General features: G+C 48.7%; 18 protein-coding genes and 1 pseudogene. 5 read left to right on the plus strand and 14 right to left on the minus strand.

Annotated features, from left to right (window positions below; all coding sequences use genetic code 11):
- The 4 genes and pseudogenes from ACNA7P_RS08385 to ACNA7P_RS08400 form a co-directional block, all read right to left on the minus strand.
- A pseudogene (locus ACNA7P_RS08385) lies at positions 1–791 on the minus strand (aconitate hydratase B); the annotation flags it as partial.
- Between the two features lie 242 nt (positions 792–1,033).
- The gene (locus ACNA7P_RS08390; RefSeq protein ID WP_416258172.1) at positions 1,034–1,624 is read right to left on the minus strand and encodes an NUDIX domain-containing protein; all 591 of its coding nucleotides are present in this window, start codon (positions 1,622–1,624) and stop codon (positions 1,034–1,036) included.
- Between the two features lie 2 nt (positions 1,625–1,626).
- Positions 1,627–2,139 carry an alpha/beta fold hydrolase gene (locus ACNA7P_RS08395; RefSeq protein WP_416258199.1) on the minus strand — a complete coding sequence of 171 codons (513 nt, stop codon included), beginning with the start codon at positions 2,137–2,139 and terminating at the stop codon, positions 1,627–1,629.
- Positions 2,114–3,655 (minus strand): cation:proton antiporter, encoded by a 1,542-nt coding sequence (locus ACNA7P_RS08400; protein ID WP_416258173.1) that lies wholly within the window; start codon positions 3,653–3,655, stop codon positions 2,114–2,116. Before ACNA7P_RS08400 ends, ACNA7P_RS08395 begins: the two co-directional genes overlap by 26 nt.
- Before the next feature lie 131 nt (positions 3,656–3,786).
- Between ACNA7P_RS08400 and ACNA7P_RS08405 the strand changes: the two genes are divergently transcribed.
- Entirely contained in the window at positions 3,787–4,242 is a 456-nt protein-coding gene (locus ACNA7P_RS08405; RefSeq protein WP_416258174.1) for an ion channel, read from the plus strand.
- 25 nt (positions 4,243–4,267) lie between these two features.
- On the opposite strand, the gene ACNA7P_RS08410 is transcribed toward ACNA7P_RS08405, so the two are convergent.
- Positions 4,268–5,167 (minus strand): LysR family transcriptional regulator, encoded by a 900-nt coding sequence (locus tag ACNA7P_RS08410; RefSeq protein ID WP_416258175.1) that lies wholly within the window; start codon positions 5,165–5,167, stop codon positions 4,268–4,270.
- A 189-nt stretch (positions 5,168–5,356) separates the two neighbouring features.
- Here ACNA7P_RS08410 and ACNA7P_RS08415 point away from each other — a divergent pair, with 189 nt between their 5' ends.
- Together ACNA7P_RS08415 and ACNA7P_RS08420 are read left to right on the plus strand one after the other, a co-directional pair.
- Complete coding sequence (locus tag ACNA7P_RS08415; protein WP_416258176.1) at positions 5,357–6,502, plus strand: efflux RND transporter periplasmic adaptor subunit; 1,146 nt, start codon at positions 5,357–5,359, stop codon at positions 6,500–6,502.
- A gap of 3 nt (positions 6,503–6,505) precedes the next feature.
- A complete protein-coding gene (locus ACNA7P_RS08420; protein ID WP_416258177.1) occupies positions 6,506–9,568 on the plus strand; it encodes an efflux RND transporter permease subunit in 3,063 nt (1,020 codons plus the stop codon).
- A gap of 7 nt (positions 9,569–9,575) precedes the next feature.
- Here ACNA7P_RS08420 and ACNA7P_RS08425 read toward each other — a convergent pair whose 3' ends face one another.
- The 9 genes from ACNA7P_RS08425 to ACNA7P_RS08465 all read right to left on the minus strand — a co-directional run bounded on the left by ACNA7P_RS08425 (position 9,576) and on the right by ACNA7P_RS08465 (position 21,493).
- A complete protein-coding gene (locus ACNA7P_RS08425) occupies positions 9,576–10,160 on the minus strand; it encodes a hypothetical protein (RefSeq protein ID WP_416258178.1) in 585 nt (194 codons plus the stop codon).
- Positions 10,099–10,686, minus strand: a complete 588-nt coding sequence (locus tag ACNA7P_RS08430; RefSeq protein ID WP_416258179.1) for a methylated-DNA--[protein]-cysteine S-methyltransferase — start codon at positions 10,684–10,686, stop codon at positions 10,099–10,101. Before ACNA7P_RS08430 ends, ACNA7P_RS08425 begins: the two co-directional genes overlap by 62 nt.
- Positions 10,680–12,485 carry a glycerophosphodiester phosphodiesterase family protein gene (locus tag ACNA7P_RS08435; protein WP_416258180.1) on the minus strand — a complete coding sequence of 602 codons (1,806 nt, stop codon included), beginning with the start codon at positions 12,483–12,485 and terminating at the stop codon, positions 10,680–10,682. Before ACNA7P_RS08435 ends, ACNA7P_RS08430 begins: the two co-directional genes overlap by 7 nt.
- Positions 12,486–12,547: 62 nt before the next feature.
- Positions 12,548–13,429: a copper resistance D family protein gene (locus ACNA7P_RS08440; RefSeq protein ID WP_416258181.1), complete on the minus strand. Its 882-nt coding sequence runs from the start codon at positions 13,427–13,429 to the stop codon at positions 12,548–12,550.
- A gap of 8 nt (positions 13,430–13,437) precedes the next feature.
- Positions 13,438–13,800: a copper resistance CopC family protein gene (locus tag ACNA7P_RS08445; protein ID WP_416258182.1), complete on the minus strand. Its 363-nt coding sequence runs from the start codon at positions 13,798–13,800 to the stop codon at positions 13,438–13,440.
- Positions 13,801–13,858: 58 nt separating this feature from the next.
- On the minus strand, positions 13,859–17,557 hold the full coding sequence (locus ACNA7P_RS08450) for an efflux RND transporter permease subunit (protein ID WP_416258183.1): 3,699 nt from the start codon (positions 17,555–17,557) through the stop codon (positions 13,859–13,861).
- Positions 17,554–19,527: an efflux RND transporter periplasmic adaptor subunit gene (locus ACNA7P_RS08455; protein WP_416258184.1), complete on the minus strand. Its 1,974-nt coding sequence runs from the start codon at positions 19,525–19,527 to the stop codon at positions 17,554–17,556. Before ACNA7P_RS08455 ends, ACNA7P_RS08450 begins: the two co-directional genes overlap by 4 nt.
- Positions 19,524–20,906, minus strand: a complete 1,383-nt coding sequence (locus ACNA7P_RS08460) for a TolC family protein (RefSeq protein ID WP_416258185.1) — start codon at positions 20,904–20,906, stop codon at positions 19,524–19,526. Before ACNA7P_RS08460 ends, ACNA7P_RS08455 begins: the two co-directional genes overlap by 4 nt.
- A gap of 74 nt (positions 20,907–20,980) precedes the next feature.
- On the minus strand, positions 20,981–21,493 hold the full coding sequence (locus tag ACNA7P_RS08465; RefSeq protein ID WP_416258186.1) for a hypothetical protein: 513 nt from the start codon (positions 21,491–21,493) through the stop codon (positions 20,981–20,983).
- 217 nt (positions 21,494–21,710) lie between these two features.
- Between ACNA7P_RS08465 and ACNA7P_RS08470 the strand changes: the two genes are divergently transcribed.
- Both ACNA7P_RS08470 and ACNA7P_RS08475 read left to right on the plus strand, forming a co-directional pair.
- A complete protein-coding gene (locus ACNA7P_RS08470) occupies positions 21,711–24,236 on the plus strand; it encodes a zinc-dependent metalloprotease (protein ID WP_416258187.1) in 2,526 nt (841 codons plus the stop codon).
- A gap of 10 nt (positions 24,237–24,246) precedes the next feature.
- Positions 24,247–25,452: an Nramp family divalent metal transporter gene (locus tag ACNA7P_RS08475; protein WP_416258188.1), complete on the plus strand. Its 1,206-nt coding sequence runs from the start codon at positions 24,247–24,249 to the stop codon at positions 25,450–25,452.
- Positions 25,453–25,455: the final 3 nt, after the last annotated feature.

Below are 25,455 nucleotides of genomic sequence, written 5' to 3' on the forward strand. Positions count from 1 at the left end.
CCACCAGAACGCTTGTTCGGTGTACCTGGCATATCTTCACCAATGCACCACAACACAGAGTTCGTTGCTGATTTACGCGAAGAGCCAGTACCTACAACATCGCCAACGAAAGAAATTGGGTGGCCTTTTTTCTTCAGCTCTTCAATTTGCTCTGCTGCGTTCGTAATGCCTTCACGTGGCATTTTGTACATTGCTTTGGCATGCAAAGGAATATCGGGGCGCGACCATGCATCTGGTGCAGGTGATAAATCATCGGTGTTGGTTTCGCCCGTTACTTTAAATACGGTGGTGGTGATTTTTTCTGGCATTTCTGGGCGGTTGGTAAACCATTCCGCTTTGGCCCAAGATTCCACTACATCTTTCGCTACCGCATTACCTTTTTTCATGCGCGCTTCCACATCATGGAAAGCATCAAACATCAAAATGGTTTCTTTTAACTCTGCGCCAGCAAGCTCAGCAAGTTCGGCATCATCAAGTAACTCAACTAAGGTTACGATGTTGTAGCCGCCGTGCATGTTGCCTAATAATTTTACCGCAAGTGCTTTATCGATTACTGGGCTGCTTACTTCACCCTTGGTGATAGCAGCTAAGAAGCCAGCTTTCACATAAGCTGCTTCATCAACGCCTGGAGGCACGCGTTCACTTAATAGCTCTAATAAGAAATCTTCTTCACCTGCTGGTGGGTTTTTCAAAAGCTCTACTAACTCAGAAACCTGTTCTGCTGAAAGTGGCTTTGCTGGAATTCCTTCGGCGGCCCGCTCGGCCACATGTGCACGGTATTGTTCTAACACAAATAATTCCTCTTAATAAAAGCCCCCGCTTGGTTCAACACGAAACAAGCGTAGGCGATTTGAAAACGGCTGAATTATACGCGATTCCGCGTAGAAAATGAATGAGCACTGGTACTACAAGGCTGATAACAGCCATTCATCCAATTTATGGTACTTATAATGCTGCGTTAATACTTGGGTTGTTTAGCAAAACTCCGCGTAAACCCTCGCTCAATCTGGCGAGGATACAAGCGGGAACTGCTCTATTCTGGTGTAGCAAGCAACTGCTCGAGTACGAGAGTTTCTCGATGAATCGATAACCCCATGCTGCTCGGCCGGGATCTAATTACCGCTTGGTTGTGCGCTACCGCCTCAGCAAGGGAAACCCAGTGCGCCGACATGCCATTATTTACTTCATAATCTTCTAAGTTGTTATCGCCTAATTCACTGGCAATATCACAATGGAACCAATAAGAAGTTTGATGCATCACATCGAAACCCTGCTTCCAAGTAGGCAAATACTCGGTAACTTTACCGTGGGCACGTAACACTTGAATATCGCGAGCCCCGGTTTCTTCACTTAACTCGCGCTTAAGGCCTACAATAGGGTGTTCGCCTGCATCAATACCGCCGCCTGGAAAGCTAAAATCATCATAACGCTCGGTATAAAGCAGTAGAATTTTGGTATTCCCCTGCTCTTGCCGTTGCACAATGCCACGCGCAGCTTCACGCCGCAGAATACTTAACGTACTCGGTGGGGCAACGTGCGGCGCCAAGTGATGTAATTCATAATCGGCTAATGATTCGTGAACAAGGTGACGAATTAAAGGGATCTCATTGGTGCAAATTTGCAAAGCTAGTTTCTCGTAGAGTAAATATCACTAAGAGCAGATAATATCATATCTTGGGAGCCCTCTGCAGCAAGCCGGTGGCTATCCGCCACGGTAATCAACTGAATACCGAAGCGCTTACAAAAATCTGCCACTTTATCGTGCGGCACCACTTCATCGGCATTGCCATGAATTACCCGCACTCGTGATGCAGGTGGCATTTCACTTACCTGTTCACCTTCTTCCGTATGCACCGCCGGCGCCAGCAACAGCAAGCTTTTAAAGCGTTCCGGATACAGGCTATAGAGCCGAGCAGCCAATAGCCCACCAAAAGATGAGCCCACCAACGTAACCCCAGAAAGCCCACGGGTTTCTTGCTCTGCAACGGCAAGGCGTTGGGCTAAATCCATACCTTGAAAATCAGGCGCCTGTAATTCAGGATGCACAGCCTTCATTAGGTGGTACTTCGAACCATGCGGCCCGCTTTCTAGCCCATGAAAGAAAAATAACATATTAGCCCTCAAGCTTTTGCCGCACATGCTCGGCAAGACCAGCTCCGGCCTCTGCCATAGTTAAATAGGCTTGGTCGGCACCCGCTTTTAGTACACGGTCGGCTTCATCTTCATGCAAGCTATGCGCAACAATTAAGCCGTTAAAACCAAACTTCCGTAATTTAGTAACCGCAGTAACATTCGCCTCGCAATCGCTTAAACATAAAATTGCTGCCTCAATATCACCGTAATCTAAGCTCTGCCAAAATACTCTATCCTCGGCATCTGCATAAAAAATATTCAAATCATTCTTCTTATGCTGTTCAACTTTAACCGGATCTGAATCCATGGCGATTACTTTATGATTCCCACTCAAATATTGATAAGCGGCCGTTCCTGTTCTGCCCATGCCCATCACCAATACTTCGGCATCACCAAGTTCTACAGGCTGCTCATCTGGATGTCTGGTATCGCGCTCGAATTTAACCAGCCTATCACTCAAGCGTTCGTATAAGGTATGCGCCATTGCATTTAAAGGCGCTGAAATAACAAAGGATAATGCCACCAACAACGCTAACGGTATCAAATACTCCGGCAAAACAACGCTGGCTACAATTAAGCCAAATTCAGAATAATTCCCCAAACTTAAACCAGACAAAAATGAGCTGCGGGCTCGAAGTTTAAACAGAATAAGCAATATAAAAAACAGCGCTATTTTCACAGGAATCAGCAGTAACATGAACCCAGCAAAAACCCAATCATCAAGGTTCGGAAGGCCACCCATGCCAATACTTAAAAAGAATCCTACTAAAAAGAACTCTTTAATACCCCACAATGCCTTTCCAAGCTCGCCTGCCCTAGGGTGCTTGGCTAACACAGCACCAAATGCCAACGCCCCCAACTCAGAGCTTAAACCAACCAACTCAAATCCATAACCACCAATAACGAGCGCTAAAAGCAAACCAAAGAGAATCAGTAAATCGTCATGGCCTGTAGCATCGAGCAAGCGATACAACAGAGGTCTTAATAGCGGTAATGCAAATACAACTAAAGCCCAAGGCGAAGGAATTTGATCATTAGCAACAGTCATCACAACCAGTGCAATCAAGTCTTGTACGATCAAGATTCCTATCGCAACTCGCCCATGAAATGCCCCCAGCTCCCGCTTACCCTCTAATACTTTCGCGGCCAGAACGGTGCTGGAAAAACCAAGTGCAATTGCCAATAAAATAGCGTTGTAGAATTCAACACCGAAAATCCAGCGGGTTGCCATAAACATGATGGCAACCGTAATAATAAAGTGCACCACGCCCACACCAAGCACTTCAGGTTTCGCTAAACTTCGCACATTAAGTTTTAAACCTACCGTAAACAACAGTAGCAAAACGCCCAAATGCGCAACGTGGTCGATTACATTTTGACCATTATCAGGAAGACCTAAATAAGGCGATACTGCCGCAATAACAAACCCTGCGGCTAAATAACCTACTAATGTTGGCAGGCCCAATGCACGGACGAATAACCCCACTATAAAAGCAAAACCTATCCATACTGCTTCCAACATTACTTATCCCCTGGTTATAAATTCAATTGCTGTGGAACTAATTCTGCGATTAAACTGTTTTATAGAGCTGAATTTGCTAATTTAGCCTATATCAATGTCAGTAAGTTAGCTTATAAATAAGAATTCAAAGCATGCACACATTAACCTATGTAGATTTCATTATAGTACTTGTCACCATAATAACGGTAACCTTAGCCGTAGTTATTCATCACGAAGTTGCAATGCGCACAATTCGCTATATCGAACAGCGCAAGTTCGCTAAGCGCCGGCGTATGCTAACCTTAGTGTTTATTCTTATCATCACGCACATTGCCCAAATATGGATGTTTGCCGGCTCCGCTGCATGCTTGCTTAATTTTGAATTGGCTGGAAGTATTCGTTATGCCCATGATGTTAATTTTCTCGATTTAGTATACTTATCAGCAACAGCATTTACTACGCTGGGTTTTGGAGACATTGTTCCTGAAGGTAGTATCCGATTCCTTTATGGTAGCCAAGCGCTTACCGGTTTTACACTAATTACTTGGTCTGCTTCGCTCACTTTTTTAGAAATGCAAAAGCATTGGGTAAATTATATACGCGATTAAAACGAAGCGAATTCCTAAGCCCCAGCTACCTACACGCATGCCCTTCGGTTTTCGCAAACGCCTGCCAAACCGAATCACCTGCGGGGCCAAGGTGTTTAGAAGCCAGCTTTACCAAATGTACTTCTGCTTGGATATGGTCTAAGAAACCCGGGATATCAATGGTTATTAACTGCTTACGCTTTACTTCCCGGCGAATTAAATCAAGGGGCACTAAGCCCCAGCCCATGCCCGCTTTTAAGTACTGCACTAAGGTATGGGCATCATTTACTCGCAAGCGGGAATTGCCCGACATACGATAAATTTTCTCAGGGTTAATGCCCATGTTCAGCTCGCGCGGCAAGATATAAGGTATTTTACTCAGCTCATCACGGCTTTTCGGCATCCCGTATTCGCTCACTAGGCTTTCTGAAAGCGCCACCACCAAGCGAAAATCGCTAATGCGTAGGCTTTCAAAATCAGCCAACTGCTGAAACGTAGGTAACCAGGGTGTAAGGGCCATATCGGCATCGCCGCGTTGCACATCACGCAGAGCTTCTAACTGGGAATGGCCCGCAACAATTACCTCAGTAACCGGAAACTCCTGTTGCACCTGTTTTAATGCTTGTAAAAGCAAATCTGGATTGCAGGTATAATCATACGCGATGCGCAATTGCGGCTCAGCGCCCTCACGAAGCTGCAATACCACCGAGTTTAAGCGATCATGTTGGCGCAGTAATTCTTCTGCATGGCGGCAAAACTGCTCACCCTGTGGCGTTAGCTGCAGGCGGTACCCTGAGCGGTTCAGTAATGCAAAGCCAACGTCTTCTTCCAGTTTCTGCAATGCCATGCTGAGTGCGGGAGCGGTTCTGTGCAATTGCTGCGCTGCAGCTTGCAAGCTCCCAAGTTCAAGCACCTTTAATAACACCCGTAGTGGCCAAATCTTCATTACCTAGCTTTCCATATAATGGCTCTGCAATCTTATTAAGTATTATTTAATTAAATAACAAATTAATTTAAATATTACTTTACGTTCTTATCTACTACAATACTTTTCATTGCTGGTAAAAGGATTTTCTGTCCGTCGGCACCTAGTAGAATTTATTTTCCGCATTAGTAAAAAAGGAAGGAATGGGCAATGTTGCAGGCATGTTTTTCTCGCGCACTCGAAAGCCAGCGCAAGGGCGCTACCCTTGCGCTAAGCATCACGTTAACTTTAGCTGCGGCATTATTGTTAAGTGCTTGTAGTGAGCCGCAAACGGATGTTGCCGAACCGCCGCTAAGGCCAGTAAAACTAATTACTGTGGGCAGCGAGCAGGCCAGCGATATTCGCCGTTTTCCGGCAGTAGTAGCGGCTACACAAACCGCCGATTTAACCTTCCGAGTAGGTGGTGAGCTAGTAGAAATACCATGGCGCCCAGGCCATGAAGTAGCCAAAGATGATTTAATTGCTGCGCTCGATCCTACCGATTATCAACTTACCGCCGAGCAAGCGCGGGCACGGGCAGAGCTTGCCCAAGCGCAATACGATCGTATTGCGCAATTAGCTAATGAAAATATTATTCCTCGCTCGCAATTTGATGAAGCTAAAGCTGAGCTACAAGTTGCTCGAGCAAACTTAAATACTGCCGAAACCAACTTAAGCTATACCCGTTTGCACGCTCCTTTCGCTGGAGTAATCGCTAACTTACATGTGGATTTACATGAAAACGTAGGCCCGCAACAGCCCGTTATTACCCTACATGTAGATGATATGGTGGATGTAAGCATTCAAGTGCCAGAACAGCTGTTTGCGCAAGTGCGCCGTGATCTTACCTATCAGCCGGATATTATTTTCGAAAGCCTACCCGGGCAAACATTTGCCGGACAAGTGCGGGAATGGGATCGCATTGCTGACCCTGCTACCAACACCTACCGCGTAGTGTTTACTCTACCGAAGCCGGAAACCGGCAATATTTTGCCCGGCATGAGCGCCACCGTACTTATCGATCGCAGTTTAGTACTACCCGATAGTACGGGCGCTGTGCAAATTCCCGTTAGCGCTGTGTTTACTCCTCCTCATACCGAACTAGCCAGCAATGTACGAATGGTGTGGGTATATCAGCCAGCAGCAGGCAACCAAGGTAGCCTAAGTGCTCGCCAAGTAACGGTTGGCAGCGCCAGTAGTAGTAGCATAACCATACTTGATGGGCTGCAGTTCGGTGAGCACATCGTAATTGCCGGAGTGCATCAACTTACGGAAGGCCAAGCAGTGCGCCCATGGGTTCGTGAGCGAGGGCTATAAAACATGAATATCGCTCGCTATAGTATTGAACGCCCCACTTCATCTTGGCTGTTGTTGCTGGTATTGCTGATTGGTGGTTTTGTTGCCCTACAAAACTTAGGCCGCTTAGAAGATCCAGAGTTCACCATTAAGCAAGCCCTTGTGGTAACCCAATACCCGGGAGCTTCAGCGGAACAAGTAGAGGAAGAAGTAACCGTTCTGCTCGAAAATGCATTGCAAGAACTGGCGTACGTAGATCACATCACCTCTACCTCGATGCCTGGCCGCTCGCAGATCATGGTTGAGGTAAAGGAAACTTATCGTTCTGCGCAGCTACCACAAATTTGGGACGAACTGCGCCGCAAAGTGAATGATGCGAACTCCCGGTTACCTCCTGGCGCTGGCCCAACTATTGTAAACGATGATTTCTCAGATGTATTCGGCGTGCTGCTAGCACTTACCGGTGATGGTTATTCCTTGCCTGCCATGCACGACCATGCCAAGTACCTGCGCCGTGAACTAGCGCTCGTGCCGGGCGTGGCTAAAGTAATCATTAGTGGCCGACAACAAGAGCAAGTAGTTGCGGAAGTATCGCGGGCTCGATTAGCCAATTTAGGTATTCCGCCGCAACGTATTTATGAACTCCTCGCTACGCAAAATACTATTTCTAATGCGGGCCGCGTGCGCTTAGGCAATGATGCAGTGCGCTTTGCTACCAGTGGTGAATTCACTTCGGTAGAGCAACTTAGCACTCTGATTATTAGCAACCCTGGCGCGCGCGAGCAGATTTACTTGGGCGATGTTGCTGATATCTATCGGCAAGTAGAACCTATCCCTGGCCATCTGCTGCGCTACGATGGCGAACCCTCACTGTGGCTAGGCATTTCCTTCGCCGCCAACGTAAACGTGGTGGAAATAGGTAAAGATCTGCGCGAACGCATTGCTGAGCTAACCTACGCCACACCTATCGGCATGCAACTAAATACGATTTATGACCAGCCTGCAGAAGTAGATCGCTCGGTAAGTGGTTTTTTAACTAACCTAATGCAAGCGGTGTTTATCGTAATTGTGGCACTACTCCTCACCATGGGGTTACGCAGTGGTTTTTTGATCGGTTTCGTATTACTGCTCACCGTACTGGGTACTTTTATTTTTATGTACCTTGCCGATATCAACCTGCATCGGGTGTCTTTAGGCGCGCTGATTATCGCCCTGGGTATGCTAGTAGATAATGCCATTGTAATTACCGAAGGCATGCTGGTAGGTATTCAGCGAGGGCAAAATCGCCTGCGCGCCGCCCAAGATGTGCTGCGGCAAAATGCATGGCCATTACTAGGTGCTACGGTAATTGCTATTTTAGCCTTCGCACCTATTGGCCTTTCAAAAGATGCCACCGGTGAATTTGCCGGCTCACTGTTCTGGGTGCTGTTGATATCGCTGAGTTTAAGCTGGATCACCGCTCTGATACTCATTCCATTCTTGGGCGATAGGCTGTTCCGGAAAGGCGTAAAAGTTGCGGAAAATAATGCAGCCCTTTATAACAACAAAATTTATCACGGCTACCGTAAACTGTTAACAACAGCGCTCCGCTTTCGGCTTCTTACTATGCTGTTAATGGGCGCGCTGTTGGTGGTTTCGGTAATCGGCTTTACGCAAGTAAAACAAAGCTTTTTCCCAAGCTCAAATACCCCCGTGTTCTACGTAGATCTTTGGTATCCGCAGGGCACCGATATTCGCGCCACCGCCGATGATGTGGCCAGTGCAGAGCAATGGTTGTTGGGGCAAACTGGGGTAACGCAAGTGGCCACCACTATCGGCCAAGGAGCACCGCGTTTTACCTTGCCTTACATTGTTGAGCTGCAGCATGAAAACTATGCGCAACTTATTGTACGTGCCGAAGCGGGTGAACAGCTGCCCGGGTTAATGGCAAAAACCAGTAAATACATTGCCAGCGCTCACCCTGATGCCCGGCAAAAAATTCGCCGCATGGAAATTGGACCACCGGTTAAAGCAGCCGTTGAGGTGCGTTTTAGTGGCGCAAATCCTGATGTGCTGCGGCAATTATCGGCTGCAGCGCAAGCAATTTTGAATGCCGATTCCGGCCTTAGCTTTGTGCGCGATAATTGGCGTGAACGCACCAAGGTATTACGCCCGCAATTTAATGAAACCCATGCGCGCCGAGTGGGCATTAGTAAGCAAGATGTAGATGATTTACTACTGGCCAACTTCCGCGGTAAACGCGTGGGTGTGTATCGCGATGGTACCGAGCTGTTGCCAATTTTAGTGCGCGCGCCAGAAAATGAGCGGGTATATTTAGAGCAGTGGCAGGATATTCAGGTATTTAGCCCGGCTCTTAATCGCTATATCCCCATGCCGCAAGTGGTAGATGCCATGCCGCTGGATTGGGAAGAGCAAATTATTCACCGCCGAGATCGCAAGCGTACCTTAACCGTAATGGCCGATGCGGATCCAAATCATCATGAAACGCCAGCGCAAATCTTTGCCCGCGTAGAAGCCGCTATTGCTGAAATTCAGTTACCACCCGGCTACGAAATGGCTTGGGGTGGCGAACATGAAGCCTCTAGCAAAGCGCAAGCAGCGGTATTTAAAACCTTGCCATTAGGCTACTTGGCGATGTTCATTATTACCGTGCTGTTGTTTAGTTCAGTGCGCCGTGCCATCGTGATTTGGACCACCGTGCCGCTTTCCATTATTGGCGTTACCTTGGGCCTATTGCTTACCAATCAAGCCTTTAGCTTCATGGCATTACTGGGTATTTTAAGCCTTACCGGCATGCTGATTAAGAACGGTATTGTACTGTTAGAACAGGTGCTTACTGAAGAACGCAGCGGCAAATCTGGCTATCAAGCCTTAGTAGATGCGGCGGTAAGCCGGGTGCGCCCGGTGGGTATGGCAGCAGTAACCACCATTTTAGGGATGATACCGCTGTTGTTTGACGAGTTTTTTGCCAGCATGGCAGTAACCATTATGTTTGGGCTTGGTTTCGCTACCCTACTTACGCTAATCGTGGTGCCGGTAATGTACAGTTTAGTGATGCGCAAATCTGAGTATTCAGCTAGTTATTAGCTCTAGGTTATTCCTCTTCCACCTCTTGGCGGCGCGCGGGAATTTGGATTTGTAAGGTTGTATAGCCTGAGCGGGGCATGTTGTAGCCCATATCTAATGGCAAGCCATTAGGGGTTAAACTGGCCTGAATCATTGCCCGCACCGGCGGTGGCGTAATTAAATAGCGGCTGATATCAGAGCGCATCCGCATGCGTTCATCCTCCCGAGATACACCCGCCATGCGCAAAAATGTAGATATTAAGGCATTTTGGCCAAACTCATTGCCGCGCAAAAACTCAAGTTTCAACTGCGCGCCTTTTTCATTACCGGGCGCTGCTAACAATGTAATTGCATAGCGGTGCTCGGAAGAGGTAGTACCCCAGCAAACCCAATACTGCTGATAACCAGCATTACCCAAAATTTGCCCACGTTCAAAATCAGTATTGCAGCCCTTCCAATCGGAAAGCTGAAATTCATTCAGCTCACTGAGCATATGGGCAATAGTTGGAAGTTCATGGTTTGGCCAATCAGAGCGTGCTAGCGGATTACGATCAGCGCACGCACTTAAGGTGAGAAGAAACAGGAATATTAAACTTACTTTTAGCGTGCTCATCTTCGTTGTGCTCATGCCCTTGTTGTTTATGCATCTTCAGCTCATGCGCCAGTAGCCACATTTTGCGTTCACTACCACCTGCGTAACCACCAAGGCTACCATCATGTTGAATCACTCGATGACACGGTATCACAATTGCAATCGGATTGCGGCTGTTCGCTTGCCCCACCGCTTGGAAGCCTTTTGGCCGCTGCACTTGCTCGGCTAAATCACGGTAAGAGCAGGTTTCAGCATAAGGAATGCTGCACAGCGCTTGCCATACTTGTTGTTGAAAGGCAGTGCCGGCTGGGGCAAGCGGCAAATCAAAATAATGCAATGAGCCCTGAAAGTACTCATGTAGCTGCTGCTCAAGCCTATCCAACCACGTATTTGCTTGATTATGGGAATGGTAGCCACGGGCACAGGGCGCTGCCACTCCAGCAAAACTTAGCCCCACAACTCCTGCAGTTATCGCCTGTAAACGCAGAGTGCCCACTGGGCTAGCTACATAACGTTGGGCAATGTCATCTTCTGCACCAGCTACCATAATCGATTCCTTACCCGTAATAACCAACGTTCCACACTGTTCATTTCGGCTCGCTCTTGCAGCACTTGCGCCAGCACATCGGGCCTATCGGTAATAATGCCATCTACACCTAAATCCAGCATGCGTTGCATACTCGCAGTATCGTTTAATGTCCATACATGCAATGCATGATCATAGCGGCGAATTCGGCTTACTGTGCTCGGCGAAACTAGTGCTGCCCGCAATGCTAGAGCATCAACATTTTGCCCTTCAAGCCTACCCACCGAAGTATGTACTAACAAACTTGTACGCAACGCAGGCTCCAATTGTTGCGCCTGCCACAAATCCTGCGGTGCTAACGAAGCCAACATTGTATCGTCAATAAACTCCAAGCGCTGTAATTCTGCCACTACCATGGGCACTAAATCTGGCATTTGCGGCGCGCCTTTAATTTCTAAATACAATCCAGCGCGGCCTCGCATGAATTCCACCGTTTGCGCCAATGTAGGCAAGCGCTGATCAGCAAATTTAGCCGCAAACCAACTGCCTACATCCAGATTAGCAATTTCAGTATAGTTCACATTCCAAATGGGGCGATGATCATCGGCAATCCGTAATAAATCCCGATCGTGGATAATCACTAACTCACCATCGGCTGTGTGGCGCACATCAAGTTCTATATAATCGGCGCCATCATTTATCGCCCGCTCTATGGCAGCAAGCGTGTTTTCAGGTGCATCCCAAGAATTGCCCCGATGCGCAATATTCAGTACCTCTTCACCCTGCTGAAACACTTGCAAAGCATAAGCCACTTGCGCCAGCGCAAACACCACTAAAACGGCTTCGATACCTATGGCAAACAAACCCGTGTTCCGCGGTTCGGTGTGAGCACCACGGCACATTTCTCGGCCGGCGTATTGTTGATAGAGCCTGAGCATCAGCAAACTATTGATACTCACACCAATGCAGCTTGCCACTAAACTGGTAAGGGTATAACTAAATAACAACAGCACAATGGCGCTGAGTACCAACCATTTCTGCGCTGGTAATACCGCGAAAATACCCCAACCCAGAGTATCAAATAGCACGGAAATAAGGATCGGTAGCAATGCCACAATACCGGCTACGGTAAGCACAATAAAAGCGATTTTATGGCGTGAGCCCTTGGTAAGCTCGGCACTGCGGCGCAGGGCGCGCGGCGGTGAGCATTCTTCCAGAAGCATGCAGGGCAACGCCAACACCCAACGTAGGTGAATGCTGCCATGCACGATAATGATCCAAATCGCGGCAACGGCAAGCACTGCCAAAAACTGCCAAAACTCAGGTGGGTGGGCGTTAATTACAAAATAAATATCGTAATCGCCTAGTAGGCGCTGAAATGCCCAGCCAATTACGCCTAGCAAAGGCAGCAACAAGGCTAAATGCACCGCCACTTGTATCCCCGCCAAGGCCAGTAATGCTTGTAAACGCTTCACTACCAACCAGAGTGCACCGGCCGCAGTGTGAAATTTACCGGCGCCATCGCGGCTGGTTATCAGCATCATGCCGGCATGTTGCAGGAACACAAACACTGCCACAAAGGTGGCCGAAACCAATAACCACAGTACACCGCTAGGATTAAACAAAAACGCTAGCAAGGCTTCATTGCCCACTAGCGTTTCCCCACTCAGCTTTACCAACCCGCGCAACAACCACACACTCAAGGGCGTAAGCACCGTGAGCAACAGCAGCGCAAAATACACATGAAAGGCCAATAGCGAACGCCGGTGATAGCGAATGCTGGCCAGTATCTCGCGTTTTAATTGCACAAATCGAATCATATGATTACGAAGCCACGAAGTTTATTTTACAGAATAAGGGCCAGCGCCAGAACGATACCGAACTATGGCTTGCCTATCACCAGAGTAAAGGTAGCAGTGATCGCAAAAATAAACATAACACAAAGCATCTCTAGGTATACCACCCGCACTAACCACACCGCTCGCTGAGCATCCTGTAACTTAGGTACTAACCAATATTTATTGATTGCCGCACAAGCCAGTAATACCAACACCACCGCTAACTTCAAACTAACAGCCAAGCCATATAGCGTAAGCAAATCGGCAGGGCTAGCCAACAAATACAGCAGCATTACCACGCCAGAAAATAACAGCATTGCCACGATTACCTGAGCAAAATGGCCGAATTTCACAAATACAGTTTGCCACTGCTGCACCGTTTTGCTACGCGCTATTAACCACAACGGTAACAACGCGCCAGCCCACAAGCTCATACTCAGCACGTGCAGCACAAGCAACACTTGGGCCCAACCCGGCGCACTTGCCAAGTGCCCGCGCAACGTAAAGGTAATGGGCAGCAAAAGTGCTACCACACAACATAGCAGCGCTGCTGGCTTGCGCACGATAAACGGCAGTGCACCTGCCAGTATAATGAATAAAACCAACTGGGATATGGCTACTTTGCCGGGCGGATCGTACAGCAAAAACAGCATCAATTCGCTATCCAACATCCCGGATAGCCCACTCTGATTGATACTGCCAATAAAGGCTAAATAGCCGCCGATGGCAAAAATAATACCCAACCCAGCGCTCACCCATATTTGCCGTTTTACCCGCTGCATTACTTGCACCGTTAGCGGCAACGAATTAGCCGAGGATGGCCCGTAGCGCGCGCACAGCCATAGGCTAAAGCCGCCTCCAAGCACCCCGGCAACCGCTACATAAACCAACGCTTGGTTAATGGCTACGCCAATATCCCAATCCATCTGCTAGTTTACTCTGCTGTATTCAGAGCAAATAAGATGGTTCCGGATACGCGATGCCCATCAGCACCGATCAGGGTCCAGGTAATAGTATAAGTATCATCTTGCAGATGCGGTAAATCTACATGAAATACATCGGTAGCCGCTCGGTTGCGCTGAAAATCGATCTCTACACCACCTTGATTTTCGCCGCTCAGCTCAAGTGCTAACAAGCGTACATCTTCGTTAAATTCCAAATGAATCGCTTCTGGAGATTCAGTTAACTGGGTATTGTTACCCGGTGATGAAAATATCAATGCGCTGTGTGCAAAGGCAATATTGGTAACGGCTAAAGCAGCCCATAACGCAATTGCCCACATCATTTTATTTAACATAGTTACTCCTCATTAACGCAAGTTATTAGCAAAAAATTACGAACATAAATGGCTTAAATTAATACGCTGCCCCAGTTTTCGAAAAACGCACGCGTAGCTCTTCGCGCCAGCAATACAGCACCGGCACCACGAACATGCTTAACACCACGAAGGTTAATCCGCCCACGGTAGGAATCGCCATCGGGATCATTAAATCGGCACCGCGGCCAGTTGCCGTGAGTACCGGGAACAAGGCTAAAATAGTGGTGGCGCTGGTCATCAAACAGGGTCGAACGCGTTGCATGCCCGCTTCAACAACCCGCTCCCGAATCGCCGCTTTAGTATCTGTTGCTCCGTCAGCAAAGCGCTGCTTCAAATACGTAGCCATTACAACGCCATCATCAACGGCAATCCCAAACAGGGCTAGAAAGCCCACCCAAACCGCAACACTCAAGTTGGTTACATCGAACTGGAAAATATCTCGAACGGTTACACCTTGGGTAATCAACGGAATCGAGAAATTAGCGAACCAACCTTGCCCATACAAGTACAGCATAATAAAGCCACCACTCCAGGCTACAGCAATACCACTAAACACCATTAGTGCAGTGCTTACCTGTTTAAATTGCAAATACAGCAAGATAAAAATCAGAGTAAGCGATAGCGGAATTACTAATTTCAGAGTTTCCATGGCACTTTGTTGCTGCTGATAGCTGCCCGCGAAGGTATAGCTCACGCCTAAGGGTAAGCGTAATTCACCGCTGTTTTCTGCGTTCTGTAAATGTTTTCGCGCCGCCTCTACTGCTTCAACTTCAGCAAAACCAGCGGCTGAACCGAAGGTTACATAAGCGGTTAAAAAGGTATTTTCTGAGCGAATCATTTGTGGCCCGCGGGTATATTGAATATCCGCAAACTCTGCCAACGGAATTTGCGCACCATTAGCGGCGGTTACCATAATTTCATACATGGCTTCTACATCGTTGCGCAACTCACGCTGATAGCGCACCCGAATTGGGTAGCGTTCACGCCCTTCCACACTGCGCGTTACTTCTACGCCACCAATAGCCGCAGAAATCGTATTCTGCACCGCGCTAATGCTTAAGCCATAACGCGCCAAGCGATCCCGATCTAAATGTATTTCCAAGTACGGGCTACCCACTACGCGCTCAGCATTTACGGAACCTGAACTTACTCCCCTAGATGTTCGTAATACCCCTTCAATATCTAGTGCCGCTTGCTCTAAGCTGGCGAGATCTGGCGCTTGCACCTTAACGCCCATCGATGCGCGCATGCCGGTTTGCAACATTAATTGGCGAGTTTCAATCGGTTGCAAACGGGGAGCTGAAGTAACTCCGGGCACCGCGGCTGCTGCCACAATTTCATCCCAGATATCGCTCGGGCTTTGAATATGCTCGCGCCATTGCCGGTATGGCCGCCCACGGCTATGAGGAATTAAATCACCAGCGCTATCGCGAACAAATTCACCATCACGGTCTACCTGAAAGTTCAACCGGCGGCCGTTCTCGTCGGTTTTAAACTCGCTTTTATAGTTAATAATGGTTTCAATCATCGATACCGGCGCAGGATCTAACGCCGTTTCCGCTCGGCCTAATTTACCAACTACCGAGGCCACCTCAGGAATCGCTGCAATGGCACGATCTTGCTGGCTCAATACATCCATGGCCTCACCAATTGAAGCATGTGGCATGGTAGATGGCATTAGTAGAAATGAGCCCTCATCGAGCGGTGGCATAAACTCGCGCCCCAGCCCCGGCAAAATAATTAACCCAGCGGCAATTACCAATGCAGGCAATGCCAGAAACAACGCTTTAAAGCGTAAGCACCAGCGCAACATCGGTTCATAAAAGCGAATAATCAGTGAAAAACCACCTACCACTGCAACAAACATTAACCCCACAAACAGCAGGTTGCGGATGGTGCCGGCATTCGGCCCTAACGGTTCCCACAGGTTCGCCAAGGTAACTAACACAACGGCGGTAAGTGCCACATATAGCGTGCGATACAGCACTTTCCGGGCACCCAACCATTGGTCTATCGCTCGTAAGCGGTCGCTTAGGGTAATGCGCAACATCACCGGCACCACAGCTAACGCCAATACAATTGCGGAAATCAACACGAGGGTTTTGGTGTACGCCAGCGGCGTAAATAATTTGCCTTCAGCCCCGGTCATGGTGAATACCGGCAAGAAGCTAATTACCGTAGTAGCTATCGCGGTAAGTACCGCTGGGCCAACTTCGCGGGTTCCCTGCACAATAGTTTCGGTAAGATCTGCGGTGGGGTTTTTCGTGCGCAAGCGCAAAATATTATCGGTAACAATAATGCCCATATCAACAATGGTACCGATAGCAATCGCAATCCCCGCGAGGGCAACGATATTTGCTTCCACCCCTAAAATCCGCATACCAATAAAGGTCATTAACACAGCAATCGGCAGCATGATGGCGATGGTTAATGCCGAGCGCAAATGCAGGAGCATAATTAACACCACCGCAGCGGTAATCAACAGCTGCTGCATCAAAGCATCGCTCAACGTGCCAAGCGTTTCCATAATCAACGTTGAGCGATCATAGAACGGCACAACAGTAACTTGGCTTAGATTCAACCACTCTGGCCAACGATCCTGCGGATGCGCTTGTAACCAATCACGCCACTCACGCTGGCTGGCATCATTAAAGTTTAATGTTGCCGAACTAAATTCAGGTAAGCCTTGCTGCACTGCGAATTGCTGAATCTCTGCTGGTGTAACCGCATGCCAATCCACCACGGCACGAGCCGGCAGCGAAGCGGCAATTTCATCAATACGCTGTTTGGTATTTTCAATCGCGGAGAGTGGGTTAAAGCCTTCGCGTACGGTAACAATACCGCCAACCGCTTCAGCACCAGCAACATCTAACCCACCCCTGCGCTGCGCGGGGCCAAGGGCTACTGTTGCCACATCGGCTACACGAATGGGCGTATTATCTGTAGCTAAGCGCACCACCGCACTTTCAATATCGGCAATCGATTTTACGAAACCCACACCCCGAACAATATACTCAACTTGGTTAATTTCCGTGGTACGCGCGCCAATATCTAAGTTGGATTCAGCTACCGCCGCCATTACCTGTTCTAACGACACGTTGAAGTACCGCAAAGCATCCGGATCTATATCAATTTGATACTCCCGAACATAGCCACCTATCGAGGCTACTTCGCTAATGCCCTCTGCTGCTAACAAGCCATAGCGAACGTACCAATCTTGCACCGAGCGCAGCTCATCCAAATCCCAGCCGCCGATAGGATTACCTTGCGGATCGCGCCCTTCCAAGGTGTATAGATACACTTGGCCAAGCCCGGTAGCATCTGGGCCTAAAGCCGGTTGCACCCCGTTAGGTAACGTGCCGGCAGATAAACTTGCTAACTTTTCTAAAATGCGTGCACGCGACCAATAAAACTCGATGTTATCGTGAAAAATTACCGATATAGAAGAAAAACCGAACATCGAAAGAGTACGCACATCTTTTACGCCCGGCACACCCATAAGCTGCACGGAAAGCGGATAACTTACTTGATCATCCACGTCCTGAGGTGAGCGACCCGGCCATTCGGTGTATACAATTTGTTGGTTTTCACCAATGTTTGGAATTGCATCCACCGCTACCGGCGAGCGGGAGAACCCGGTATCCCAATTAAATGGGGCTACCGCGATACCTGCGAAGATTACCAATACAGTAACTAACGCAACGATGAGTTTATTCTGCAGAAGCCAACTAATCACTGTGCATGCCCTCCTGATTCAGAAGCATGCCCAGTAAGTGCCCGAACTACATCACCACAGCGCAGCATTCTGTCCCCAAAATATGGGTTCAGCAGCGTATCGCTTTCTTGCAGCCAATACGCGCCATCGCCGCGGCGCGCCATAGGGCAGAACATAAGATGCAACTCGCCTTCGTGGAACCCTGCCTCAGCTAAAGCAATCATGGCTTGCGAGTGCGAATAAAATTGATCTCGAGCCGCACGAATATTCGATACATGATGGGCGTGCCCTAAGCCAACCGATAGCTGCTGTGCAATCGTACTGAAATTGCTTGGCCAAGTTACATCACCCACTGCCGCATAAAATTCCAGCGCAGCACTTTGCCAATCGCTTAAGCTATCGCTATGCAACGCTTCCCACATGCCGTGGTAAGCCGAGAATAATGGCGCTAGCTGCAAAGAGCTTGTGAAGGAAATCGCAGGCTCCGAGTGATCTGCACCACGGTTGTTCGCCGCAGCATTGATCGCATGGTTATCGCTAGTATCTGCATGCCCTGCAGGTTCATCGTTTGTATGCTCATCTTGAGCAGCGCCATGACCATGCTGCTCATGCCCTGTGGCGCCGCCACCTTCTGGAGCCATCATGCTCGGCCGCCCGCGTAGTTGTAATTCGCTATCAATCCGGAACGCACCGCGGCTCACAATCAATTCATCATCAGTAAGGCCATCCAACACTTCGTAGCGATCGCCCAAGCGCCGGCCGAGCTCTACCGTTCGTGCTTCGAACTCACCTACATTAATTTGTACATATACAACTGCGCGTATACCGGTAATTAAAGCCGCAGAAGCAGGTATGCTAAGCACATCCTCAATATTTATTTGCACTGTTGCACGAGTAAACGCGCCTGGTACCATTGCTGTATTACCGGTATTAGTTAATGCTACGCGCACCGCCCGAGTGCGGCGCTCCGCATCAATGCGTGGGGCGATAGAAACCACTTGCCCATGGAAAGATTGACCCGTATTGCCAAGTTGAAACTGCAGATGTTGGCCTCGCTGAATAAAGGCTAAATCGCGCTCGAACACCTCGAACAGTGCCCACAACTTACTCTCATTAGCCAGCTCCAACAACGTATCGCCGGTATTTACATAATCACCTTGCCGTATGTTGCGGGTAACCACTAAACCTGCGCTGGGAGCATAAATAGTAATACGATCGCTTACCTCACCTGAGCTAATTACCGCATCAATCTGCGTACCGCTTAACCCTAACAAGCGCAACCGCTCTCGGGCCGCACGATAGGTAGTAGCTTGCGAATCCCGCAGAAACTCTGGGCCGTTCTGTTGCAGTTGGCGATGTGCCTGCAATAGCTCTTGCTGAGCCACTAACAGCTCTGGGCTATACAGCTCAAGCAAGGGTTGTTGCGCGGTAACATGGGCGCCGGTGTAGTTCACAAACAACCGTTCAATACGCCCACCTGTCCAGGCGCTGATACTCGTTAAGGCGCTTTCATCAAATTCGATTTGGCCCGAAAGGCGCACTTCATGTTGGGCATTACCACGTTGTACTGGCTCGGTTTGTAAACCTAATAACGCCAAACTACGGCCTGAAAATTCAATGCGCACAAACTCATCGTTACCGCCATTACTGGCCGCTACCGGAATAAGCTCCATACCACAAATTGGGCAGCGCTCATTCGGATCAGTAGAACGAAAATGAGGGTGCATCGAGCAAGTATATTCTTGGGTAGTTGAACTAAATGCTTGCTGCACGGCTTGATCTTGCGCACTGCTGCTCGCGTTGTTGTCGCTGCGATCATGGTTGTGAACATGGTTGTGTTCATCACTATGTTCATGACCCTGTTCATGACCCTGTTCATGAGCATGGCCGCCGTGAGCGGGAGCCTGAAAAACTACGCCAAGTGCCAAGGTGCTGGCTATCAGTACTACAAACAGTACTGCGATCGCGTTTACCGTATTTACTTTAATCATTGGGAAACCTCACTCTGCGCAACCGCAGCGGTAAGCGATTGAATTGTTGCTACTGCGCTTAACTGATTGGCGAGCGCACGTTGATAAGCAAGCGAAAAACTAATCCATTCTTGCTGGCTATTTAAAACATCTGTGAAACTGGCATTGCCGTTACGGTATTGGCTTAACAGCGAAGCAACAGCCTGCTCTGCGCGTGGAATTAAGACATCACGGTATAGCTGCTCGTTGCGTTCCGCCTCACGCCATTGATACAAGGCCATGCTTAATTCGGCTTGTACTTGTAATTGCGCTGCTTGCAGTTCAGCTTCACCCCGCTGCATATTGGCCTGTGCTGATTCTTGTATAGCGCGATAGCTAGACCGCCAAATTGGCAAAGATACCGACGCCATGCCAGCAAAAGTGCCATCGCCCATCGTTGTATTCATATATTCCACGCCTACCATAAAGCGCGGCAAGCCCGCCGTATTGGCTATATCTTGGCCTACCTGTAAGGCTTGAATTTCATATTTGGCGGCAAGTAACCGTGGGTTTTGCTTTGCTACAGTGGTGTACAACTCATCAGCCGAGCCTGGTAAGTGCGCATATTCTCGGTGCGTATCCACTAAGTTAAAGTGTTGCGGCAGTTCCGCACGGGCGTCGCGCCCAAGTGCGCTATTTAATCGCGCGCGCTGAGAAACTAATAAGGAAACAATATTGGCACGTTCACTGCGTGCTTCGTCATGCGCGTTTTGTACTCGCAGCAAATCACTCATCGCAACCGCGCCAGCGGCATAACGCTGCTCGGCGATTGCTGCAGCTTGGGCTAACAACGCGATGCGATCATCTTGGATGTTGCCGTTCGCCAAAACATACAAATACTCACTAAACGCCAATACTACATTAGTACTCACATCTGCATGCACTTGCGCCAAGCGAGCATTAGCAGCTCGGTAGCCAGCGCGGGCTTGTTCGATCGCCATAGCGCGACGTTGAAATACCGGAATATCTTGGCTTAACCCTAAGGTTTGCCAATCTGAATCATTAATACCTTGGCTTACACTTAATTCCGGATCCATCCACGCACCCGCAGCTGAAATTTCTGCACGTGCACGCTCCACATCAGCTTGCGCGGCTAATACCTGAGGATGTTGCTGTAGAGCAAAGCGAATTAAATCGGCAATCTCGGCATTCCCTTCTGTAGCAAAGGGGAGCGCTATTTCGCCTTGATGAGCATAACGGGCATCACGCCCATCGGCACCAATGCCGCTGTAATCCGGTTGATAGCTACTGCAGCCAAGCAGAAATGCACTCGCTAACAGGCTAGCGAACGAGAACTTAAGAACTGCAAACTTGCCAAAAAGTGCAGCGCCGAAACGCGTATGGCGATATGGTACGAACATTAGGTAACTCCTGAAAAACCAAATAGTTACAGCTGTTGCCAAGGTTCAACAACGGCCGAATTAAGTAGGGTATTTCAGGCGATAATAGGAGGTTTAGATGCGTGTACGAGCAGCAATGAATAATTCGATAACGAGAATGCTACAGAATCTTGCACTGTGGTAGTTAAGAAAGGTTTTACGAATGCAGCAATCGCACTACAGCCGTGGCCAACACCTACGCAGTGGCCACAGTTTGCTGCACACGTTGGGGCGCAATCCGTATCATCATCACAGCAATCCATGTTGGTATGCTGTTCTAGCTCAGGTATTTCCACCACGCTAGCTTTTTCTAGCTTGGCCGCTATCAAATTGCAATGTGCAGCCTCCGCCACTTCAGGCTCAGCCAATGCGGAAACGTGAGTAGTATCGTGGGCAGTGTTGTGCGAAGAAGTACTGTGCGAAGAAGTACTGTGCGAAGAAACACTGTGCGAAGAGCCAAAGGAAGTTCCATGCATTTCGCCATGAGTATCGGGCAACACGCTGCCATTGCCCGAGAAAGGCAATAATAACAACGAACACATTGTGATAAACACAAGCCAAATACGCATCGATGTACTCCAGCAGACAGGCTATTAATATACTCTACATTGCATATTTTGCAATGTTAACCACCGCAGCCTTAGCAAAATATCGACATTAGTCAGTATTTAGGCACCACTTATCGCAAATACACATTTTTTTACGCTTTCGGTTTTTCCATTTCACAGCAGGTTCGATAGAATCGGTGTGTTAATTAACCAGGGAACACATCAGGGAATCATAACAATGAAAAAAACGCTCATCGCCAGCAGTATTGCTGCGCTTCTTTTGAGCCCTCTCGCATTCGCCGATACCGAAGGTGAAGCAGAGAAGGCCGAAGAGCCAAAAACATATGCTGAAATCGTAGAAGATTTAGTAAAACACGAAGGTTTCTTTAACCTTTACCAAGATGAAAAAACCGGCGCCATGCAGTTCTCAATTGCCGAAGAGCAGTTAGATACGCCGATCATCTACTTCGCAACAACCGTTGATGGTGTTGTAGAAGCGGGCCACTTCCGCGGTAACTACCGGGAAACCAAGCTCATCGAATTCCGCCGCTATTTTGATCGAATTGATGTGGTTGTACTTAACAACCGTTTCCATTTCGATGAAGATAGCGCCTTGCATCGTGCCAAAGATGCTAATATTAGCGAAGCCACGGTTGCCAGCTTAAAAATTAAAGAAGAAGTTGATGGTCGTATCATTTTGGATGGTAATGAGCTCTTCTTAAGTGAAGCATTACACCGCGTAGCGCCTTGGTCACGCCCAGGTGGACCAGGCCAAGGCCCCCAATTTTCACTCGGTAGTTTAAGTAAAAACCAATCGCGAGTATTAGCACAACGTGCCTACCCAGATAACGTGGATGTAGTAATCGATTACGTGTTTAACAACCCGAACCCAACCGTTCGTGGTTCTGCAGCAGTAACCGATCCGCGCTCGATTGCTATCAAGTTACAGCATTCATTTATTGCTATTCCAGACAACGATTTCCAACCACGCCGTGATGATGCGCGCGTAGGTTATTTCGGCCAGCAAGTTACCGACATGACCAGTGCCGATTGGGCGCCTTGGAACGATGTAATCAACCGTTGGCACTTAGTGAAACAAAATCCAGATGCCGAACTTTCTGACCCGGTAGAGCCGATTGTTTGGTGGATCGAGAACACCACACCAGTTGAATGGCGCGATACCGTTGCTGAAGGTATTTTGGCTTGGAATAAGGCATTCGAAACTGCCGGTTTTAGCAACGCAATCGAAGTGCGCGTGCAGCCAGATGATGCTGAATGGGATGCCGGCGATATTAACTACAACGTAGTACGCTGGACCTCATCTCCGCGCCCTCCATTTGGTGGTTACGGCCCATCATTAGCAAACCCATTAACGGGCCAGCTAATCGGTGCCGATATCATGATGGAATACGTGTACATGACCAACCGTTGGTTAGAAGACCAAATTTTTGGTGATTACTCGCAAGCTCACGATAGCCATGCAGGCCATGATTTGTATTGCAGCCAAGGCCACATGATTCAACAAAACTTCATTGCGGGTAACGCAATGGCCGATCAACTCGGCAACGAATCTGTTGCTGATAACGAATTGCTGCGCCAAGGCATGATTCATGTAATTTTGCACGAAGTTGGCCACACGTTAGGCCTTAACCACAACATGAAAGCATCTATTTTGTGGGATGAGAACGAAGTGCATAATGCCGAACTTACCCAAGGCGTTCTTACCGGATCGGTAATGGATTATGCACCTGTAAACATCGCTCCACCGGGTGTTGAACAAGGTGATTACTACCAATACGTAGTAGGCCCTTACGATGAGTGGGCGATCGAGTACGGTTACTCAATGGGCTTAAGTGATGCTGAAGCTGAAGAAGCACGTTTAGAGGCCATTTTAAGCCGCTCACATGAGCATGGTTTAGCCTTCGGTAACGATGCCGATGATATGCGCGCACCAGGCCGCCACATTGATCCGCAGGTAATGATTGGCGATATGTCAGCAAACCCTGTGGCCTATGCAAAAGGCCGTTTTGCAGTTGTTAACCACACACTGGAAAGCTTGTTGGATCGTTCACAGGTTGAAGGGCAATCTCATCAACGTACAGCTACTTCTGCAAGCCGTTTGTTCGGCCAGTATGCGAGCCAAGCCGGCGTAATTACTCGCCAAATTGGTGGTGTATATGTTGAACGTGCAGTAGTTGGCCAAGCTGGTGATGTGAAGCCATTTACGCCGGTACCTTTGGCTCGTCAGAAAGAAGCGATGCAAGCGCTGAAAGATTACGTATTTGCACCGGACGTATTGGAAAGTATGGAGCCAGTATTGGCCTACATGCAAAACCAACGCCGTGGTTTCAACCATTCTGGCCGTAACGAAGATCCAAAGTTCCATGAAATGGTACTGAACATGCAGCGTAATGCGTTCAATCACTTGTTACACCCTGCAGTAATGCAACGGGTAACGGATTCAACGCGCTACGGCAACGAGTATCCATTGCATGATGTAATGCAGGATATTACCGATGCAGTGTTCCAACCGGCTAAGCCGTTAAGCACTACTGCGAAAAACCTACAAATTGAGTACGTAACACGCTTATTAGCAATCGCTGGCCTTGAAGGTAATTCAAGCTACGATAACTTAAGTAAAGTTGCTGCAACTGCACAGCTGAACCGCATTAAATCAATGCGCGCTCCCCGCCGTTCAGAGTTCGCAGCCACTGCGCACTACGATTACCTGCGCATGATGATCAATCGTGCGATGGAAGGCTAAGTAGGTTTGCATGCTAAAACTTGGACCTGCCACTTTAGTAGCCGCGGCCTTCATTGGCCCCGGCACCGTGGTTACCGCCTCGGTGGCAGGAGCAAGTTACGGCTATGCATTTGTTTGGGCGCTCGCATTTGCAATTATAGCCACCATGATTTTGCAAGAAATGTCGGCCCGCGTTGGCGTAGTTACACAACGCGGATTAGGCGAAAATCTACGTACGGTTATTGAGCGCCCATCTTTACGAATTCCCTTTTATATTTTAGTTATCGCTGCAGTTGTGATCGGCAACGCCGCATATCAGGGCGGTAATCTTACCGGCGCCAGCATTGGTGCTGAAGGGCTGCTAGGTAGCCACCCATTTCAGTTCAACCTCTGGGCTATTGTTATTGGCCTGATTGCCGTAATCGTATTGTGGCAAGGTAAATACAAAACCGTTGAACGCACTCTTATTGGCCTAGTGATGCTGATGAGCGTGGCCTTTTTAATTACCTTTTTCCTTACTCGCCCCGATCTCATGGCCTTATTGCGCGGCTTTGTGCCTCGCATCCCCGATGGCGGCGCCTTTACCATGATGGCACTCATTGGCACCACCATTGTGCCTTATGCATTGTTTTTACATGCTGATAGCGCCCGCGAGCGCTGGCAACACACCGAAACCAAGCAAGCATTGCAAGAAGCGCGGCAAGATATCGCCACCTCCATTCCCATTGGCGGCTTAATCACCTTGGCGATTCTGTCAACTTCAGCATCGGCATTCTTCGCGCACCAACTCACCATTCAAGGGCCAGCCGATTTGGCCCAATCCATTGAGCCGGTATTTGGCAGGTTCGCCGGCATGCTCATGGGCGCAGGCTTATTTGCCGCTGGGATCTCCTCGGCAATTACCGCACCGTTAGCATCGGCTTATGCTCTCACTGGCATTCTCGGCTGGTCGCGCGAGCTGAACGGTAAGGGTTTTCGCACCGTGTGGATGGGGATTATCCTGATTGGTGTAGCGCTCTCTTCGCTACAAATTCAGCCGCTTACACTCATTTTGTTCGCCCAAGTTACCAATGGTTTATTACTACCCCTAATTGCTCTATTCCTGCTGCTTGCGGTAAACCACCGCAGCATGGGGCAATACCGCAACAATCAAAAACAAAACCTACTGGGCTTACTGGTGTTTCTATTCGCCTGCCTGCTATGCGCTCGCACCTTGTGGTTTACGTTGCTTGCTTGATTT

This window comes from Aliidiomarina sp., from assembly GCF_047920995.1.
Classification (GTDB): Bacteria; Pseudomonadota; Gammaproteobacteria; order Enterobacterales; family Alteromonadaceae; genus Aliidiomarina.